The sequence below is a fragment of the Mesorhizobium sp. M0615 genome (assembly GCF_040320805.1).
Classification (GTDB): domain Bacteria; phylum Pseudomonadota; class Alphaproteobacteria; order Rhizobiales; family Rhizobiaceae; genus Mesorhizobium.
This window is the reverse complement of the sequence record NZ_JAMYQI010000007.1, coordinates 215,147-232,396: the sequence shown is the minus strand read 5'-3', so window position 1 is coordinate 232,396 and position 17,250 is coordinate 215,147. Positions and strand designations below refer to the sequence as shown.

The following is a 17,250-nucleotide window of genomic DNA, read 5'->3' as shown; positions in this document are numbered from 1 at the left end:
AGGTCAACTTCGCCGGAAGTTCGTCGCCGGCTCGGCGCAATCGCGGAGGTCGTTATGAATGTGAGTTGCAGCCTTGGCGGCGTCTCCGAACGCAACAGCAATTTGATTGAGCCCCTCGGCCACGTCGCCAATGGCATAGAGTCCTGGCGTTGAAGTCTCAAGGTGTCGGTTGACCAGGACATAGCCTTCTGCGTCACAGTTAGCCCCCAGAGCAACCGCGAGTTCGGAGCGTACGTCGCTACCCATCGAAGGGTACACCACATCGATGTTGCGCATCGGGGCGCCCTCGGCCATGACGACATCGAACCCGGTTCGTCGAGGGATCAGGTCATCGACAGCGTCCCAGATTTCAACTCCGCCTGCCAAGGCGGCGCCGCGGGCAGCTTCGGAAACATCATCCTGGTTATTGGCGAGCAAGGCGACCTGACTGCCATATCCCTTCAGGAACAGAGCCTCCCTGACGGCGAGATGCTCCGGACCAACAACGCCGATGCGGCTACCCCGGGCCTCATATGCATCGCAAACCGGGCACAGTCTGACAATGCCGGTTGCGATCGCCTCCTCCAGTCTTTCAATGGGAGGTGCCTTGTCCACAATGCCCGTTGCCAGAATCACGCGCCTTGCTTGGACAATCCCGCAGGTGGTCGTCAGGACAAAAAAACCCTCGCGTTTTTCGGCGTGGCCTACGCAACCATGGACAAGGCTCGCGCCGTATAGCTGTGCCTGGGCTCGTAGGCGGCCGAGCAGTTCTTCCCCGCTGATGCCGTGGGGGAAGCCGGGACAGTTGCGGGATTTTGGGATGAGCTTGGCACGCGCATGCCCCGCGTCGAGCGAGATCACCGAACGCAGAAACCTGGCTAAATACATGGCTGCAGCGAGCCCCGCGGGGCCGCCGCCGACGATGGCAACGTCAAAAACTTGTTCGCCCGAAAAACTTGGTTCGCCCGAAAAGCTTGGCATAGGGCCTAACTTCAACTCAACAAGCTTGTTCCACAGGGTCGAAATGGACGCAATCAGGATGCACACTGCGCGATAAGAGTGAACTCCAATCGAGTCGTGAAGAGAAAGGCCACTGCCTCATCAAGCCTGCAAAAACCTCGTGGCTCCCAACGCTGTGAGTACAGCGCCACTGGGAAAGTGAACGCATCATGGAACTTCGGCTCATCGTCGCGCTTAGTTTGGCGAAAGGGTGGTCTGAGATGAGCGCGACCAGAGAGTTTTTTCAAAACTGGCTACAGGAGAATGTCGGCACACTTCCTGGTCGAGAGGAAGTCAGCGTCGCGGTGCTCGCTCAGCAATTCGAGCAAGATGCCGAGGTGGCTGGTTATGGGCGTGAAGTAAGGGAGGACGAACTCGGAAACATCGAAGATGCTATCGTGCAAGCGATCGAGAACGCCGGGTCCGGGGTGCAGAGCCCGAGCTCCGAAAAGAGCGATCCGGCACCTGTAATGGACGCGTTGGAGGTCGATGATGCCAAGAGCGGACCGTAGCCCCTGACACCTTCTTCTGTTCGCCTGAACAAGCCCCCCGGGCTGCTATACGAGCTGAAAAACGGACCTTAGGTGCTTTCCCGTTAGTTCCATGCACCATTGAGGAACATTCCTGCCGCTACGGCGTTAGGAAAGTTCCTTCACACCCGGTGCGCCCGTGCTGACTGCTACCCTTCCAGGCGAATGGCTGACCCGGCATGATCAGGGTCACATCTCGCGGCGGGCCGCTCTTGCGGGTATTTGTTGCTGGCTATTGGGTGCTTCCGCAGAAGCCGCGCCACAGCCATCGCCGCTCGTGCGATTTGGCGTGCTGGGATTTGGCACCGCCGCCTGGGAAGTTGACGTCATGCGGCGACATGCGTTGGACACTGTTCACGGCGTATCAATCGAGGCTCAGCGGCTTGCCGGTACCGAAGCCGGTAAGACCGCATTGCTGGCGGGCAGCGTCGACGTCATCGTTTCGGACTGGGTGTGGGTCATGCGCCAGCGCAGCGAAGGCGCTGATCTGGTCTTCTATCCCTATTCTCGTGCCGTCGGCGCGCTGGAACTGCCGCAAGGCTCGCCCATTCGAACTCTTGCGGACCTCAAGGGCAAAAGGCTGGGGATCGCAGGTGGTCCGCTGGACAAAAGCTGGATCCTATTGCGCGCGCTCGGCCTCCGTCAGGTGAAGCGCGATCTTGCTGAAGAGGTGGAGCCAGTGTTCGGCGCGCCGCCTTTGTTGGAGCAGGAATTTCTGGCGGGGCGACTGGATGCACTGCTGACGTTCTGGAATTTCGCCGCCCGTCTCGAGTCAGAGGGGGCAAGGCCTCTGCTCAGTGTCGCGCAAATCCTGCAGGGGCTTGGCGTATCCGTGGACTTGCCGATGCTCGGCTACGTCTTCCATGAAAGCTGGGCGCGGGCCAACCCGATAGCCCTCGCGCGATTCACGAGCGCGACCGCGGCAGCGAAGTCGCTGCTCGAGTCTTCGGACGACGAATGGCGGGTGCTCGCGCCCCTATTGGGCACGGACGATCCTCACCTACAGGCGGCGTTACGCGCCGCCTATCGAGCCGGAATCCCTCGTCGGTTCGGCAAAGACGAACGTGATGGCGCGGCCCGGTTGTTTGCAATCCTGGCCGAATTGGGCGGCGAGGATCTGGTCGGCAAGGCGACGAGCCTCGATCCTGGTGTCTTCCGGGCCATACCGGCTTGAGCTCGCGCCAATGACCGATGTCCCAGCGTTCCCCATCACAATGCAGCGTTGTCAATCCACTGCGGCATTGCTGACCATGGTGCTCGTCTGGCAGATTGCATCATCAATCGCCGCCGATCGGCTGTTTCCTGGTCCGGTCCAGGTTGTTTCGGTTCTCCTGCACGAAGCGGTTCGGGGCGAGCTGCCATACCATTTGGGCATCTCGCTTGCGCGCGTCGTGGCAAGCCTCGGGTCGGCAATCGTCATCGGCGCGGCCCTTGGCTACGCGGCAGGCCGCTCGCACAGAGCCGACATATGGATGAGGCCTTGGATCGTGTTACTCCTCAACATGCCGGCGCTGATCACGGTCATTCTAATTTATATCTGGCTTGGTCTTGCCGAGACTGCGCTTGTCCTTGCGGTCGCGCTCAACAAGATCCCCAATGTCGTGGTGACTATTCGTGAAGGCGCCAGCCGGCTGGACAAGGACTTTGCCGAAATGGCTGAGCTCTATCGCTTCGGGCGTGCTGCAAAGCTGCAGCATGTCGTGCTGCCGCAATTGGCGCCGTTCTTTCTCGTCACCCTGCGCAGCGGGCTGGCATTGACGTGGAAGATCGTGTTGCTCGCCGAACTGCTCGGCCGCTCCAACGGCGTCGGGTTCCAGCTACAGGTCTATTTTCAGAACTTCGACGTCACCCACATCCTTGCCTATGCGATCAGCTTCGGCGTTGTGATGCTTGCCATAGAGTATGGACTGCTTGTGCCGTTGGAACGTCGTCTGTTCGCCTGGCGACGCTGATGCTGAGGATCAGGATCGAGGACAAGACTTTCCCCGGTGATGACGGACAGCGCCGGACGATCTTTCGCGCGCTGTCGCTTGATATAGCCGACGGACAGGTCTGCGTCCTGACCGGCCCTTCCGGTGTCGGCAAGTCGACGCTGCTGTCGATCGTTTCGGGCGTCGACCGCGAATTTCGCGGCAGCGTGAGCGGACGACCGCTTCCGATAGGCATGCTGTTCCAGACACCGAGGCTGCTGCCCTGGCTCACCGCCTTGCGCAATGTAGAGATGGCCATCCCGGATCGCGCGCCCGATGCGGCCCGGTGGCTTGCCGCTGTCGGCCTGAAAGGCAATGAGAAGAGCTATCCGCAGCGACTCTCGGGCGGCATGGCGCGGCGCGTAGCGCTTGCCCGGGCGCTCGCCGTGGAGCCTGCGCTCCTGCTCCTCGACGAGCCATTCGCTTCACTCGACGAGGCGACCGCGCAAGACATGCGCCGCCTGCTGCAGGATTGTTTCGCCAGTCGGCGGACTACCACGCTGCTGGTTACGCATGATCTCGCATATGCCTCGTCGCTGGGTGATCGGGTTATTGTTCTGGAGGGATCGCCGGCCCGCATCGTGCGCGATGTCGCAATCTCTCGTGGCGATGAAGCGGGATCGTCGCGCTTTGGGCTGGGGGCGACACAATGAGACTGTTGCTGGGCCTTCTCTTTCTTTTGCTGATCACCGGCCCTGGCGCCACCGAGCAACAGACGATGGTGATCGGGTATATCGGCCAGGAGCGCAAACCGGCTCTGCCCCTTGGACCCCTTGATGAAACCGTCACCGACGACGGCCTGCAAGGCGCACGGCTCGGCATTGCCGACGACGAAAGCACCGGCCGGTTTCTTGGGCAGAAATTTCGGCTGGAGGAAAGGTTATTGAAACCAACCGAAACGCCGGACGACGCGGTAAGACAATTCGCCGATGCCGGCATCGCCTTTGTCGTCGCCGATCTCGACGCCAGTCAGCTTCTACAGGCCAGTGCCGCGCCCGGTGCCGAGCAGATGACGTTGCTCAACAGCCGGGCGCCGGACGACGTGCTTCGCCAGCAGGACTGCCGTGGGAACGTCCTGCACACGATCCCGAGCCGCGCCATGCTCGCCGACGGGCTGGCGCAATATCTCGCCTGGAAGCGCTGGCAGCGTTGGTTCCTGCTTGTGGGGCCGCATTCGCAGGATCAGGCGATGGCTGCGGCCTTTCGACGGGCGGCGGCTCGCTTCGGAGCCGAGATCACGATCGACCAGCCGTGGACATTCAGGCCCGCCAACGGACGTGCCGATACAGGGCATGTCACGCTGCAGACCGAAATACCGGCGGTCACGCAGGTCAGCGACTATGATGTGCTCGTGGTCGCCGACGAGGCGGATGAATTCGGCGCCTATCTGGAGGGCCGCACTGCGCTGCCGAGAATCGTCGCCGGCACGCAAGGGCTTGTCGCCACAGGCTGGAGCGCTGTCAGCGAGGAATGGGGCGCCACGCAACTGCAGGACCGTTTCCACAGGCAGGCAGGGCGCTGGATGTTGCCCAGCGACTACGCGGCCTGGCTCGCTGTGCGCAGTATCGGCGAAGCGGCGACGCGCCTGCACAGTCTCGATCCCGCGGCAATCGGCAGATATATACGCGGCGACGCGTTTCTTCTCGCTGGCTTCAAGGGGCAGGGGCTTAGTTTCCGTCCCTGGGACGGACAGATGCGCCAGCCCATTTTGATCGCCGGGCCTCGCCTCTTGATTTCCAGCTCACCGCAACCGGGCTTCCTGCATCAGCGCACGCCGCTCGACACGCTGGGCATCGACCTGGAGGAGAGCACATGCAAGTTCTGATGACGCTGTTGTTGGCGGCGTTCGCTCTTGCTGCTCCCGCCGCCGCCGAGACCATCTACGTTTCCAATGAGCAGGATAATACCGTCGCGGTCGTCGACGGCGTGACAATGACTTTGCTGGCGACGATCGATGTCGGCCGCCGTCCGCGCGGGCTGGCACTGTCGATCGACAACAAGATGCTGTTCGTCGCGGAAGGCGACGACAACCGCATCGGCGTGGTCGACGTCGCGAAGCGGCGGGTCGTCGGGGAACTGCCTTCGGGAGCCGATCCGGAATTCTTCGCAGTCCATCCCGATGGCAAGCGGCTGTTCGTCGCCAACGAGAATGACAATCTGGTGTCGGTGGTGGACATCACCGCGGCCAAGGTCATCGGCACCGTGGATGTCGGCGTCGAACCGGAAGGAATGGCGGCCAGCGCCGACGGCCGCTATGTCGCCTGCACTTCGGAGACCACCAGCATGGTGCATCTGATCGACGCAGGCACGCTTGAACTCGTCGACAATCTGCTGGTCGATACCCGGCCGCGCGCGGCTTTATTCTCGCCGGACGGTAAGCAATTCTGGGTGTCCTCGGAGATCCGGGGCACCGTCACCGTCTTCGACACGGCAACGCGCGCGCAGACTGGCAAAGTCGAGTTCGAGGTGCCGGGTATACGACGCGAGGGTGTGCAGGCGGTCGGCATGGCGACGTCCCGCGATGGCACGACCGTCTATGTGGCGCTCGGCCCCGCCAACAGGATTGCGGAAGTCGATGTGAAAACGCTGGCGGTCCGTCGGCTCTACCTTGTTGGTCAACGACCCTGGCACGTTGCGCTCTCCGGCGACGAGAAGCGCCTGGTCAGCGCAAACGGGAATTCCGGCGATATTTCGTTTATCGATCTGGAAAACCAGGAGGTGGTGAAATCGCTGCCGGTAGGGCGGGGGCCGTGGGGCGTCGTGATCGGGCCATGAACGCCTTGTCGGTCGAGAATCTGGGCCATAGTTTCGGAAACCGGCGGGTTCTCGACGGCGTTTCTTTCTCTGTGGCCCAAGGCAAGATGTGCATCTTGCTAGGCCGCAATGGCGCCGGCAAGACGACGTTGTTCTCGCTGATCACCGGGCTTTATCACGCCCGCTCCGGCTCGGTGCATGTCTTCGACCAGGCGATGGATGTCAACTCGTCCGCCGCGTTGACGCAGATGGGGGTCGTCTTCCAGTTGCCGACCCTCGATCTCGATCTGACGGCCGGCGAGAACCTGCGTTACCACGCGGCCTTGCATGGGCTTAGCCAGGCCTTGAGCAAGGAGCGCTCCATCCACGAACTCGGCCGGCTGGACGTGCTGGACAGGATCGACGATCCTGCCCGAGCGCTTTCCGGGGGGCAGCGTCGCCGTGTCGAGATAGCACGCGCTCTGATGCATAGCCCACGCCTTTTGCTGCTGGATGAGCCGACCACCGGGCTCGACGTGCCTGGCCGCCGCGCGCTCGAGCGGCACGTGCGGGAGCTTTGCCGCGAGCGCGGCATTGCCGTCCTGTGGGCAACACATTTTCTGGAAGAACTAACGGCGGATGACGATGTGGTGGTGCTGCATCGAGGCACAATGCGGTGGGCCGGCCGCGCCGATCGCCTGGCTACCGATCTCGGTGTAGCGAGCACGGGCGAGGCCTTCGCGTCGCTGACGGAGTCCGAATGAAAACGTCTCACGCGGTGCGCGCGCTCAACGGCATCCTGCGCAGGGAGATGCTGCGCACGTTGCGGCAACGCGGCCGGCTGCTCTCGGCGATGGTACGGCCGCTGGTCTGGCTGGCAATCTTTGCCGCTGGCTTCCGCTCCGTTCTCGGTCTGTCGATCACGCCACCCTACCAGACCTATGTTCTCTATGACGTGTATGTGGTGCCCGGGCTAGCGGCCATGATGCTGCTCTTCCATGCCATGGCGAGTTCGCTGGCCATGGTCTACGATCGCGAGATGGGCAGCATGCGCTTGTTGCTGACCGCACCATTGCCGCGCTGGTACCTGCTTGCGGCGCGCCTGCTGGCCAGCGTGATCGTCGGCGTGCCGCTGGTCTATTTGTTTCTGTTGATCGCGCGTTTCTGGGATGTGCGGCCGCCCGTTCTCGGCTACGTCGCGGTATTTCCGGCGCTCGTGCTGGCGGGCCTGATGCTTGGCGCGTTCGGCCTGCTTGTCTCCTCGGTTTCGACACAGATGGAGAACTTTGCCGGTGTCATGAATTTCGTCATCTTTCCGGTGTTCTTTGCCTCGACGGCGCTCTATCCGCTGTGGCGGCTTGCCGAGGCGGGACCGGTGCTGGCAACAATCGCCGCCTGGAACCCGTTCAGCTCGGCGGTCGAGCTGATACGCTTCGCGCTCTATCTGCGGTTCGATCCTGTCGCGGCGATTGTGGTCCTTGGCTGCCTCATCGCCTTCTTCCTCGCGGCGGTCATCGGCTACGATCCCGGCCGCGGCTTGTGGTCCCGGCGCGGCGGCGAGGGCTGATTTACCTCAACGCATAGAGATAAGCGGCGATGTCCCGCGCCTGTTGCTCGGTGATCCTCGTAGACGGCATGGCCGTGTGCGGATTGACTTCTCTCGCCGAGCGTATCCAGCGGATCATGTTCTCCGGATTGTTTGCCAGCAGGCCACCGATAAAGACCCTGTCGGCAAGGCCACCGTCCAGGCGGGGTCCGACCTGGCCTTGCGCACCCGGCACGCCGGGTATCGTATGGCAGCCGGAGCAGCCATTCGCCGTCATGATTGGAATGGCGCGAGCGCCTACGCCCCCGGTCGCCGCATCCGACTCGTGCCGGACACGGTCGCGCCGGTCGGACCACAAAGTCGCCGCTGCGACAGCCGCGGTCAGCAGCAGGATTGCGGCAAGGGCGCCCCCGATCAGCCTACCCAGGTCTGAGCGCATGTGTTGCCTCCCTGGTTGCGCTGCTGCTTATCCAGAGGCCGGCGAGCAGCAGGGCGGCGCCGCCATAGATCAAGCCGGCCGGAACCCACATTACCAATCCGGCGAGCTGCTGGTCCTCGATCGCGGTCATTCCCCACAATGCCGCGCCGGCGCCATTCTCCGGATACCAGAGTTTGGGCGACATCAGCAGCAGGACACCGAGCAGGCCGGTATGAAGCGAGGTGAAGAAAAGATGCATGACGGAGTTGCCAGAGGTCTGCTGTCGACCGGGGCGCGGTAGGAGCGCCCACCAGAACAGCAAGGCTGTGCCGAGGAAGCTCGCATGCTGGGCATAATGAAGAAAGCCCTGCTGGAGCGCTGCCTGGAACAACGCCGGAATGTGCCAGATCCAGATGGCGACGCCGTGAATGATCGTCGCGTTGAGGGGGCGGATCACCAGGGCCCAAACCGATTGCAGCGTCTTTGCGCGCGTGAGCTTGCCCGTTCCGCGGCGAAGTGAGGCCGGCAAGGACCAGAGCAGGACCGCCCCTGGGCAAGCGGCGACAAGGAGGGGCGCCGCGACCGCCATCAGCAGTTCATGCTCGATCATATGGGCGGCAAACACCCGCTCGCCGAGCGCATGGATGGGGCTGACCAGTGCTGCCGTCAGCACGCCCCAACCGGCGGCGAACAACAACGCCTGCCGCATCCGCTCGGGACGGCCTCGGCTGCTGCGGCGCCACAACCGAGTCGCTCCGATGGCATAAAGGAAGGCAATGGCGGCCAGCGGAAACGTGATGGGAAATGCGAGCGTCCATCCGGCCTCGGGCGCGCCGGTGCCGTAGCAGATCGAGGTCGAGAAGAACGCGTCGAAGCTCATCGCAGGCACTCGTCGAGAATGAGAGCTGCGCTGCCTTGCATGATGATAACGAGGGCAAACAGCAATGCCGCAAGCATGCCGAGATCGGCGACGAACTGCTCGGTGCTGCGCGTGCGCTCAGGCTTGAAGGCGGCGCCGCCCTGCCGCTTCGCCCGCCATGACAAGGCACCGCCGAGCAGCGAAAGCACGGCGAGCACCAGTGCTACGGGAAGCACCACCGGCACCTGGCGGTTGCACTGCCATGGTACGAGTGCGTAGTTCAGCTGCGTCGAGATTGCCCAAGCCATCGGCCCCGACAGAAGACCACCCCAGGACGTTCCCATTTTCAACGCACGCATCAGCCTAGCCTCGGCATCCAGTAGATGAGCAGATAGATCGGGATCCAGGTCAGCACCACGAAATCCCAATAGAAGACATTGTCGCCGACATCGCCGAAGCGCCGGCCGCTATAGCCATGGCGTGTGAACATCAGCACCGTCAAAACGATGGTGTCGCCGACATCGGTGATCAGGTGTGTGGTATGCAGCCCGAGCAGCACCCAGAGCATCGAACCATAGGCGTTCGTGTCCCAGTAGATGTTCAGCGCCGGGAATTCGAACCAGCGCACGACAAGCGGGGCCAGACCGAGCAGCGACATCACCACCAGCCCGATCCGCACCGGCACGATCGCGCATTGCTTGGCATGGCCGTGGAGGATGTGATTCGGCACCACGCTGATAATGAACAGGATGGTGACGATCGTTCCGGGCCAATGGTTGGGGTGCGGGGCGCTTAGACGCCAGTTGGGCCACAAAGTGGCGAGATAGAGATAAGCGCCGGCGGCCAACGCAAAGCCCATGCCTTCCAGCGCCATGAAGCCGAGCGTTCCCCACCAGGTCGGGCTGCGCGGACCATGTCCAAAGGTTGGGAGGTCCGAAAGATCCAAGCTGGGACGCTCACTCATCCCTCATCCTCCGGGTCGTCCTTGGGCCAGAACCAGCCGATCAAGGTGATGGCGATGGGCGCGGCGCCCCAGACGATCGCCCAGGGCGTGAAGATCGAATAGACAAACGTACCGCCGACAGCGATTGCTGCCAGCAGCGGCCAGATCGACGGTGTCGCCGATTTCTCGCGAATGTCGGGGTGGGCTTCCGCCACGGTTGAGATCAACAGCTCACGGACATCGACGCGGAGTCCGGTCGCCACAGGCAGCGCCTCCCGTTCGGCCCAGAGCGGCTCGACGTGTGTGACAATCGGTATCCGCGCGAAATTATAGCTTGGCGGCGGCGAAGACGTCGCCCATTCGAGCGTACCGGCATCCCAGGGATTGTTTCCGGCCAGCGCGCCCTTCAACGCGCCGTGTACAAGATTGAAAGTGAACAGTACGAAGCTGAGGAAAAAGAGCACCGCGCCAGCGCTGATGAACAGGTTGATGTTGCCCCAGCCAAGCTCGGCCGGATAGGTGTAGACCCTTCGTGGCATGCCCCAGAGCCCGACGAGATGCATTGGAAAAAAAGCTGCGTTGAAGCCGATGAAAGCCAGCCAGAAATGCCAGCGCCCGAGACGCTCGCTCATCATGCGGCCGCTGATCTTGGGGAACCAGAAATAGGCCGCGCCCAGCAGCGGGAAGACCGAACCGCCGATCAGCACGTAATGGAAATGGGCGACGACGAAATAGGTGTCGTGCACCTGGAGGTCCAGCGGCACCGAAGCGAGCATGACGCCGGTGAGGCCGCCGATGACGAAGATGAAAAAGAAGCCGAACACGAACAGCAGCGGCGTGCGGATCACCGGCCTGCCGTCCCACAAGGTCGCCAGCCAGCAGAAGATCTGAACGCCATTGGGGATGGCGATCAGCATGCTCGACGCGGTGAAGAAGCTGGCGCCGAGCTTGGGTAGCCCCGTCGCGAACATGTGATGGACCCAGAGGCCGAACGAAAGGAAACCGACGGCGATCAGCGACAAGACCAGCCCGAGATGCCCGAACACGGGACGCCGGGCGAAGACCGGGATGATCGCGGAGACCATGCCCGTCGCCGGCAGGAAGATGATGTAGACCTCGGGATGGCCAAAGAACCAGAACAGATGCTGGAAGAGCAGTGCGTCGCCGCCCTCGGCGGGGTTGAAGATATGTGTGCCGACCAGCCGGTCGAGGATCAGGAAGGTCGAGGTGATCATCACCGCGGGCATGGCGAAGACGACGACGAAGGAGGTAACCAGCATTGCCCAGACGTAGAGCGGAATCCTGTCCAGCGACATGCCGGGGGCTCGCTGCTTGAACACGGTGACGATGGTTGCCACCGCGACCGCCAGCGAGGATACTTCTGTATAAGTGATCATCTGGGCCCAGACGTCGGCCCGCTTGCCCGGCGCGAATTCGGGGCCTGACAGTGGCACATAAGCAAACCAGCCGACGTCGGGCGCCATGTTGAGCGCGAAAGACACCCAGGCAAATATACCGCCCGAAACATAGATCCAGTAGCTGAACGCGTTCAGGCGGGGAAAGGCGATGTTGCGGCTGCCGACCATCAGCGGGACGAGATAGATGCCTGTCGCCTGCACGATGGGCACGGCGAACAGGAACATCATGGTCACACCATGCATCGTGAACAGCTGGTTGTAGAGGTCCGGGCCGATCAGACCGCGCTGCGGCCCTGAGAGCTGGATGCGCATCGCGACAGCGTTGAGCCCGCCCAGGCACAGAAACACGAAGGCGGTGATCAGATAGCGCCGTGCGACGACCTTGTGGTCGACGCTCGACAGCGCGCCGATGATGCCGGGGGGCGTGCGCCATGTCCGCGCCAGCCAGCGATCCAGGCTGGCATCGTCCATGCCGGTGTCGCGCGGTCCGTCATGCTCGGGTGCGACGTCGCCTGTGGCGGGCGTTTCGCGCGGCAGGTCGCGTTCGCTTGTGAGGTCCGCGCTGCTCATTTAAGCGCCTCGAGGTAGGCGACCATGGCGTTGAGTTCGTCGCCGCTGAGCTCCACCACCGGCATGTGGGATCCGGGCTTGATGCCCTGTGGGTCGGCTATCCAGGCGGCGAGATTGCCGCGGCTCATCGTCAATGTCCCGGCGGCAAGCGTCTGCCGGCTGGCTATATGGGTGAGGTCAGGGGCGACCGTTCCTCCGGCAGGCGTGCCGCCTATTCTGTGACACATCACGCAAGGGCGCTTCAGAAACAGATCCTGGCCGGCCTTGGCCTCGCCCCCCGTCGGAGTAGCTGCCGGCTGCAACTGGTCGTTCCACCAGGCGTCGAACTTCGCACGCGGCTCGGCGATGATGAAGGTGCCCATGTTTGCGTGCTGCGCCCCGCAGAACTCGGCGCATTGACCTCGGTAAACACCAGGCTTGTCTGCCTTGAGGTCGAGCACGTTCATGTGGCCGGGAATGAGGTCGAGCTTGCCCGAAAGGCTCGGAATCCAGAAGGAATGGATGACGTCGGTCGAGGTCAGAAGAAGCTTCACCGGCTCCCCGGCGGGGATATGGATCTCGTTCGCCGTGGTCAGGATCCGGCTTGGCGTGGCATCCTCATAGCGCACCTCCCACCACCATTGATGGCCGGTGACCCGAATGGTCAGTGCGGCATCCGAGCCGATCGCGGCGAGCGTCCTGTTGGCGAAGAAGCTCAGCAAGGTCAGTCCGATCAGGACAATGGCGGTCAACCCGACGGCGGTCATCACCGCGCGCAGCTTCCGGTCGTCGGCGCCGGCCTTGATCGCGAGCGGCTCCGCCTGCGCGCGCGACCGCATCATCAAGGGTACGACGAGGGCGATCATCACCAGCACCCACACCACGGCGCAGAGCGCGGTGAAGAACCAGATCAGCCATGCCAGTTCGCTCGCCGCGGGACCTTTCGGGTCGAGGGCGGATTGCCAGCCCGCGCATCCCTGGAGCAACAGAGCGCCGGCGGTGGCGAACGCCATCGAGACGAGACGTTTCACGGCGACTTCCCCAGCGTGGCCGCGTCGGGCATGCGGTTTTCCGACGGATGCGCCATCATGTCGTCATTGCGTTGCGGCGCGGCGGAAGACGGCGCGTTGCCGCTCAGCGAGCGCACGAAAGCCGCAAGCTCCCAGATCTGGTCGTCGGGAATCTTGTCGCGGAAGCTCGGCATGCCGTTTGGCCGACCGTCGCGGATCGTGGCATGGATGCTTTCGATCGAGCTGCCATAGAGCCACTTCTGGTCCATCAGGGCCGGCCCCATGCCGCCGCCGCCATTGGCGTGGCATCCCGAACAGTTGAACCAGCCGAAAAGCCGTTTCCCTTCGCTCATATGGAAGGCGTTGGCCTCGAAGCTCGCCGCCTTGTTATCGCTGGCGGGGGGGCGCTGTCCGCCGGGCTCCAGCGTGGTCACAGGCGTCGGCTGCTCGCCCGATCCGAGCGCCGATTGCGGGCGCGTGTCACGTTCCTCGCGCTGGCAGGCAGCGAGCGCCAGGACTGGAAACAGGAGCATGGCCACAACGGCTCTCATCGCACCGGGCTCCCCGAGGCATCGAGGCGCGGCACGCCGTACTGTGACAGCAAGGCATCTATCTCGACCTTGTGCCTGGAGAGGGCGCCATTGACATCGCCGCGCAGCGCATCGTCTTCGCGGCGGACGCCCATCGAGATGTCGTAGATCATCGGCAGTTGCGGTCCGTCGATGCGGGGCGCAACCGGCGTGATGCGGAGCGGCACCTTCTGCCTGGCGGCGAAGTAGCCGGCGAGGGGGCCCCAGACCACGGCAAGGTCGATCTCGCCACTCGCCACCGCTTCGACGATGCGCGCCGGCGGGTTGGGGGCGGAATAGTCGCCATAGACCGGATAGCCAACGAGGTGCCCGACGATACCGCGGCGGCCAAGCGCCTGGACCGGAGGCGAATTGGCGCCATCGTCGCCGATGAGCTGAACACCGATCCGCATGTCGCGCAGCCGCGGATCATTGAACGATGCTACGTCGGGGCCGTCCCTGCGGGTGACGAAGACATAGGACGATCGGTAGTAGGGCGTGGTGGTGCGCAGCATTTCGAGGTTGCTCGGCGTGCCCGGCACGAGATCGCACAGGCCCGCCTTCAGCGTGTTGCGGATGAAGCCGCGACGCTGCGCCCACCAGGTATAGGTCAGCTTGGCGCCGAGATCGGACGCAACGATTTCGGCGATCCTGTTCTCGAAGCCCTGACCTGCCGCGTTGGAGAATGGCAGGTTGTTCGGATCGGCGCAGACCCTCAGCTCACGTGCGTCGGCTGTGGCCGTCAAGAACACGAAGGCGATCGCGGCCATGCCGATCGCCAGCCGTTGACACCCCTTTCGCGCCGGACCTACGGTCAAGTACAATCCATCAAGGCAGCCGGAACACATAAAGCGTGCCTCCCGAGGTTGTCGCGTTCTTCAGATCCTTCATGGCATTGACGAAACCGAGCGCGGCGGTGGCGTCACGCGGGTCAAGATCGCCCGATACAATGGCGCCGGCCCAGCCGCCGACGCCTGAGAGGATGGCGACATATTGGTGCCCGTCGGGACCGCGATAGGTGATGGGCTGGCCGATGATCCCGGACGAGGTCTTGAACTGCCAAAGCAGGTCTCCGGTCTTGGCGCTGACCGCCTTGAACCAGCCTTCCATCGTGCCATAGAAGACAACGTCGCCGGCGGTCACCACCGCGCCGCTCCACACCGGGAAATTCTCCTTGAGGCTCCAGGCGGGTTTCTCCGCGGCGATGTCCCAGGCGGTGAAGGCGCCGCGATTACCGCCGGGCCCTGGTATCATGCGGACGTTCATGCCCACATAGGGCGTGCCGGCAATGTAGTTCACCTCGACGCCTTCTTCATCCATGCACAGATTGTTGTGCGGGATGTAGAGCAGGCCGGTCTTCGGCGAGAACGCGGAAGGCTGCCAGTCCTTGAGGCCCGACGCCGTCGGACAGATATCGCGAACGACCTTGCCGGTGCCGGTCTTCTTGTCCGGGTTTACGATCAGCCGACCGGTTTTCAGATCCACACCTTTGCTGGAGTTGACCGGACCAAACGGTTTTGCCGACAGCACCTCGCCGGTTGTCCGGTCGAGGATGTAGAGATAGCCGTTGCGCTCCGGCCGGATCAGCACCTTGCGCGGCTTGCCGTGCCAGGACATGTCGAGCAGGATCTGCTCGTTGATGCCGTCATAATCGTGGAGGTCATGCGGGCTCCATTGATAAAACCATTTCGCCGCGCCGGTGTCGGGATCGCGCGCGAAAATGCCAGACGTCCACTTGTTGTCGCCCGGCCGCAAATCCGGATTCCATGGTCCGGGATTGCCGGTGCCGTGGAAGATCAGGTTCAGATCGGGATCATAGGAAATCCAGCCCCACATGTTGCCGCCGCCGATCTTCCAGGCTTCCGGCGGCCACGTCGTGACGCCAAGATCCTTGCCTTTGTCCATGTCGTAGTGCGGCTTGAAGTCCGATCCGATCAGCACGTCCTTGTCCGGCCCGGTGCTATAGGCGATCCAGACGACATGACCGTCGCCGGCGTCGAGCGCCTTTACCCAGCCGCGAACGCCCATCTCGCCGCCGGAGTTGCCGACCAGCACTTTGCCCTTCACCACAAGCGGCGCCATGGTGATGGTCTCGCCGATGTTGATGTTGCCGACATGAGTGTTCCAGATCGGCTTGCCCGTGTTCGCATCAAGGGCAATCGTGTGGCCGTCCAGCGTATTGAAAAAAATGCGCCCGTCGGCGAATGCCACCCCGCGGTTGACGACGTCGCAGCAAGCCACTCCCTGTGCCGCCGGCTCGGGATTGGGTTCGTACTTCCACTTCATCGGGGCGCCGGGCTTGGAGAGATCGAGCGCATAGACGAAGTTGGGAAAGGGCGTCACGATATACATGGTGTTGCCGACGACCAGCGGCGCTGCTTCCTGGCCCTTGTTCACGCCTGTCGAGAACGTGAACGCGACCTGCAGGTTCTTGACGTTGCCTTCATTGATCTCGGAGAGTTCGCTGAAGCGCGTCGACGCGTAGTTCTTGGCCGGCATCGTCCATTGGCCGTCATCGGGTGGCGAGGCTGCGGCTGGCGGTACGATCGCTGGCGTTTTAGGAGGCTCGGACGCAGCGCCCAGAAGCAGCACGCAGGCGAGCAGCGTCACCAGAAGGATAGCGCCAAAGGAATTCCCGGCTGCCAATTTGCGGGTACGTCGTTCTACGTCAACGCGCGTTAATGCCAACTGCGGCATAGCTTTCATTTATTGATCGAGCCTCCCACGCCGGCGCCGAGTTCGGCCGCGATGTCGGCCTCCGTTCCGGCACAAAGCGGATGGCCCCAGCCCGAAGCGCTTTTGCCGCCGGGGTCCAGATCGTAGACAATGGCATCCTTGCGATTTGGATTGACGCCTGCCGGGACCTTGTCGAAGCCGAGCGCCGCGCGGATACGCCAGGCGACATTGTGATCGGCGCATGAGGAGTCGCCTGAAACGCCGAGGCCGCCGACAATGCTCTTGCCGTCGTAGAGGGCAAGCCCGCCGCCAAACACCACGACGCCTCCGATCGGCTTGCCGACGAGCGGGTCGCCGGCGCTTCCGAACGTTTTGGGATCGCCCGTATAGGCCGCGGCCTGGTTGACGGGATTGGTCTCCTGCAGGCCAAATAGCGGTCCGCCGGGCTGCACCCCCGCATAGAGATTGGCCGTCGAGAGGGCCATCTGAGCCAGGCTGAGACCGTTGGCCGTGTTGGCTTTCTCCGCTGCTATGAGCCGACTTCCCGGCCATTGCGAGTCGGGGGTGGGGCCGCTGAACGCAATCGCGCAGACAGTGCCGTCACGGGCAACGATGGCTGCCCATTCGTTGGTTTCAAAGCCGCCATTGGCTGGTCCGCCGCTTGCCTTCACGTTGGCTTTCAGGGCTGCAAGCAGCTTATCGTGATCGGCCGGACAGGGTTCCTGCGCCATGGCCTCGTGCCCGTGGAACAGGCCACCCATCAGCAACAGCAGGCCAAAAAGAGGTACGAAAAGCTGCGAGCGATACATTGTCCTGGCATTCGTTTACAAAACAAGGACCACCCAGGCAGACCGCAGAATGCGAGGATACGTCCAATGGGTCAGTGCCTAACTCGCGTAATGCTTCTATGTTCCTGCTTTGCATAAAATTCGTGCAGTTGGATTTGGGTGCAGGTGTTCAATCAAAGCATGGGACCTGGATACCCGTGGCCACAGGCCAAGCGGTGAGGCAACGCGGCTGATCCAGGAAAATGCGATCGGGATGGCGCAGA

Annotated in this window: 19 protein-coding genes; 8 read left to right on the top strand and 11 right to left on the bottom strand. The window is 62.9% G+C overall.

Translation table 11 applies throughout. The features are described 5' to 3' along the window. Window positions 1-3: 3 nt before the first annotated feature. Window positions 4-960, bottom strand: coding sequence for an NAD(P)/FAD-dependent oxidoreductase (locus tag NKI46_RS14475; protein ID WP_031253265.1), 957 nt, complete (start codon window positions 958-960; stop codon window positions 4-6). 188 nt (window positions 961-1,148) lie between these two features. Between NKI46_RS14475 and NKI46_RS14470 the strand changes: the two genes are divergently transcribed. The 8 genes from NKI46_RS14470 (at window position 1,149) to NKI46_RS14435 (ending at window position 7,778) form a co-directional block, all read left to right on the top strand. Further along, a complete protein-coding gene (locus NKI46_RS14470; protein ID WP_023667997.1) occupies window positions 1,149-1,490 on the top strand; it encodes a DUF768 domain-containing protein in 342 nt (113 codons plus the stop codon). Window positions 1,491-1,851: 361 nt separating this feature from the next. Continuing rightward, window positions 1,852-2,682 carry an ABC transporter substrate-binding protein gene (locus NKI46_RS14465; protein WP_352608564.1) on the top strand — a complete coding sequence of 277 codons (831 nt, stop codon included), beginning with the start codon at window positions 1,852-1,854 and terminating at the stop codon, window positions 2,680-2,682. Then, entirely contained in the window at window positions 2,576-3,460 is an 885-nt protein-coding gene (locus NKI46_RS14460) for an ABC transporter permease (RefSeq protein WP_245260469.1), read from the top strand. The genes NKI46_RS14465 and NKI46_RS14460 overlap by 107 nt, the downstream gene beginning before the upstream one ends. After that, window positions 3,460-4,131: an ABC transporter ATP-binding protein gene (locus NKI46_RS14455; RefSeq protein ID WP_023714661.1), complete on the top strand. Its 672-nt coding sequence runs from the start codon at window positions 3,460-3,462 to the stop codon at window positions 4,129-4,131. Before NKI46_RS14460 ends, NKI46_RS14455 begins: the two co-directional genes overlap by 1 nt. After that, a complete protein-coding gene (locus tag NKI46_RS14450; RefSeq protein ID WP_352459509.1) occupies window positions 4,128-5,303 on the top strand; it encodes a lanthanide ABC transporter ABC transporter substrate-binding protein PedA1 in 1,176 nt (391 codons plus the stop codon). The genes NKI46_RS14455 and NKI46_RS14450 overlap by 4 nt, the downstream gene beginning before the upstream one ends. Next, on the top strand, window positions 5,291-6,253 hold the full coding sequence (locus tag NKI46_RS14445; protein WP_352746707.1) for a PQQ-dependent catabolism-associated beta-propeller protein: 963 nt from the start codon (window positions 5,291-5,293) through the stop codon (window positions 6,251-6,253). The genes NKI46_RS14450 and NKI46_RS14445 overlap by 13 nt, the downstream gene beginning before the upstream one ends. After that, entirely contained in the window at window positions 6,250-6,975 is a 726-nt protein-coding gene (locus NKI46_RS14440; protein ID WP_023681111.1) for a lanthanide ABC transporter ATP-binding protein PedB/LutE, read from the top strand. Before NKI46_RS14445 ends, NKI46_RS14440 begins: the two co-directional genes overlap by 4 nt. Further along, complete coding sequence (locus NKI46_RS14435) at window positions 6,972-7,778, top strand: lanthanide ABC transporter permease protein PedC (RefSeq protein ID WP_023681112.1); 807 nt, start codon at window positions 6,972-6,974, stop codon at window positions 7,776-7,778. Before NKI46_RS14440 ends, NKI46_RS14435 begins: the two co-directional genes overlap by 4 nt. A gap of 1 nt (window position 7,779) precedes the next feature. Here NKI46_RS14435 and NKI46_RS14430 read toward each other — a convergent pair whose 3' ends face one another. The 10 genes from NKI46_RS14430 to NKI46_RS14385 are packed head-to-tail and all read right to left on the bottom strand — an operon-like array spanning window position 7,780 to window position 17,008. Further along, window positions 7,780-8,196 (bottom strand): c-type cytochrome, encoded by a 417-nt coding sequence (locus NKI46_RS14430; RefSeq protein ID WP_023712217.1) that lies wholly within the window; start codon window positions 8,194-8,196, stop codon window positions 7,780-7,782. Beyond that, complete coding sequence (locus NKI46_RS14425; protein WP_352497972.1) at window positions 8,177-9,055, bottom strand: cytochrome c oxidase assembly protein; 879 nt, start codon at window positions 9,053-9,055, stop codon at window positions 8,177-8,179. The genes NKI46_RS14430 and NKI46_RS14425 overlap by 20 nt, the downstream gene beginning before the upstream one ends. Beyond that, on the bottom strand, window positions 9,052-9,393 hold the full coding sequence (locus NKI46_RS14420; protein ID WP_023681115.1) for a hypothetical protein: 342 nt from the start codon (window positions 9,391-9,393) through the stop codon (window positions 9,052-9,054). The genes NKI46_RS14425 and NKI46_RS14420 overlap by 4 nt, the downstream gene beginning before the upstream one ends. Continuing rightward, entirely contained in the window at window positions 9,393-9,998 is a 606-nt protein-coding gene (locus NKI46_RS14415) for a cytochrome c oxidase subunit 3 (protein WP_023681116.1), read from the bottom strand. The genes NKI46_RS14420 and NKI46_RS14415 overlap by 1 nt, the downstream gene beginning before the upstream one ends. Beyond that, window positions 9,995-11,965, bottom strand: a complete 1,971-nt coding sequence (gene ctaD / locus NKI46_RS14410; protein ID WP_023681117.1) for a cytochrome c oxidase subunit I — start codon at window positions 11,963-11,965, stop codon at window positions 9,995-9,997. The genes NKI46_RS14415 and ctaD overlap by 4 nt, the downstream gene beginning before the upstream one ends. Continuing rightward, window positions 11,962-12,975, bottom strand: a complete 1,014-nt coding sequence (gene coxB / locus NKI46_RS14405; RefSeq protein ID WP_352746703.1) for a cytochrome c oxidase subunit II — start codon at window positions 12,973-12,975, stop codon at window positions 11,962-11,964. Before coxB ends, ctaD begins: the two co-directional genes overlap by 4 nt. Then, window positions 12,972-13,505 carry a c-type cytochrome gene (locus NKI46_RS14400; protein WP_023668011.1) on the bottom strand — a complete coding sequence of 178 codons (534 nt, stop codon included), beginning with the start codon at window positions 13,503-13,505 and terminating at the stop codon, window positions 12,972-12,974. The genes coxB and NKI46_RS14400 overlap by 4 nt, the downstream gene beginning before the upstream one ends. Beyond that, window positions 13,502-14,371, bottom strand: coding sequence for a substrate-binding domain-containing protein (locus tag NKI46_RS14395; protein WP_023754469.1), 870 nt, complete (start codon window positions 14,369-14,371; stop codon window positions 13,502-13,504). Before NKI46_RS14395 ends, NKI46_RS14400 begins: the two co-directional genes overlap by 4 nt. Then, the gene (locus tag NKI46_RS14390) at window positions 14,352-16,229 is read right to left on the bottom strand and encodes a methanol/ethanol family PQQ-dependent dehydrogenase (protein ID WP_352746700.1); all 1,878 of its coding nucleotides are present in this window, start codon (window positions 16,227-16,229) and stop codon (window positions 14,352-14,354) included. Before NKI46_RS14390 ends, NKI46_RS14395 begins: the two co-directional genes overlap by 20 nt. Beyond that, window positions 16,226-17,008, bottom strand: a complete 783-nt coding sequence (locus NKI46_RS14385) for a heme-binding protein (protein WP_023712209.1) — start codon at window positions 17,006-17,008, stop codon at window positions 16,226-16,228. Before NKI46_RS14385 ends, NKI46_RS14390 begins: the two co-directional genes overlap by 4 nt. Between the last annotated feature and the right edge of the window lie 242 nt (window positions 17,009-17,250).